The 1,255-nt window shown below is 57.7% G+C and carries 1 protein-coding gene; it reads right to left on the bottom strand.

Translation table 11 applies throughout. The features are described 5' to 3' along the window. Positions 1 to 82: 82 nt before the first annotated feature. Positions 83 to 1,021: an AEC family transporter gene (locus tag ABHT90_RS09975; RefSeq protein ID WP_346982405.1), complete on the bottom strand. Its 939-nt coding sequence runs from the start codon at positions 1,019 to 1,021 to the stop codon at positions 83 to 85. Positions 1,022 to 1,255 lie beyond the last annotated feature (234 nt).

The following is a 1,255-nucleotide window of genomic DNA, read 5'->3' as shown; positions in this document are numbered from 1 at the left end:
CCTCTGAGAAGTTCGCGAAGCCCACTTCTCAGAGGAAGGCACCCGCCCGGAGGCGGCCCCAGCGCGAGACCGTCCCGAATGTCTACCCGCACAGTGTGGTTACGAGTGGGATAGTCAGAATGGAGCAGATGATCGACAAAAACGTGCACTGCATCATGGGGCGTGCATCCTTGCCGTATTGTAGACAGTACAGCGTACCGTTGCTGCCCACCGGCATTGCCATCTCGAGCACAAGCGTCGCGATAAACATGGGCGTCATGCCGGGCCACAAGCGCGCGACGGCAAGACATGCCACCGGCACGACAACCAGGCGAAACGCCACGGCGACATAGGCGCGCCAGTTGGTAAGCATCTCGAGCGGACGATACTTGGCGATAGACGAGCCCATGAGCAGCAGCGCCGCCGGGGTGGTCATGGTACCCACGATGGAAATCGAATCGCCCACCACGCCCCAATCGGTCCATCCCGTCAACACGATCACGAGCACAACAAGGCTCGCGATAAGGCCGGGATTTTTGCAGCAAGCCGCAAGGTTTCGCAGCTGCTTCTTAAGGCCGCCCTGTGCGCCACTAAAGAGCATGACACCGACGGTAAACATAAATATATTGAGAGGGATGAGCGCAATCGAAGCGCAGAGCAACGCCTGCTTGCCAAGCACTGCCTGAACAACCGGAAAACCGATAAAGCCGGCATTACCAAAGAGCACGGCAAAGCGATACGAACATTCAGTGCCTTTGGGCACACGAAGAGCAGCCGTGACAACGAACGCAATAACGATCGCCACCACATACATGACGACAGACAAACCCATGAGCGAAAACGTATCGGCAACGCTCGGCAGCTGCACATCATCGCCCAATGCCGACGAAAGCACCAAGCACGGCAACGCCACCTGCAGCAAAAGACGCGAAAGCTCGCGCTCAAACTCGGCCTTCATAAACCCCAGCTTGGAGATACACCACCCCAACAGGATCGGCAAAGAGACCGTCACCATCTGCAACGCCACGCTCGTAAAGCTCATCTATTCCCCCTCCTATCTATCCCACGAGGGCCGGGGCGGCCTGGTTAGGTTTGGGAAGTGGGCTTCGCGAACTTCCCAAACCTAACCAGGCCGCCCCGGCCCCGACAATGTAATCCTAGCTGACCAAAGTTAGATGCGCAGTCTCCAGGGCAGCATCAGCAAAGTCACCATTGCATTAAAAATTTTCAGCCCCGCAAAACGAAACGGCCGAGAGGGCCTGCTCCGGGCGGGTGC

The sequence above is a fragment of the Collinsella aerofaciens genome (genome assembly GCF_039758815.1).
In the GTDB taxonomy this organism is placed as follows: domain Bacteria; phylum Actinomycetota; class Coriobacteriia; order Coriobacteriales; family Coriobacteriaceae; genus Collinsella; species Collinsella aerofaciens_BP.
Note: the sequence above shows the minus strand (reverse complement) of the source record. Positions and strands in the feature narration are given on the sequence as shown.

Excerpts from the sequence above, each read along its gene's own strand:
- ABHT90_RS09975 (WP_346982405.1), bottom strand. The coding sequence starts at position 1,021 with ATGAGCTTTACGAGCGTGGCGTTGCAGATGGTGACGGTCTCTTTGCCG.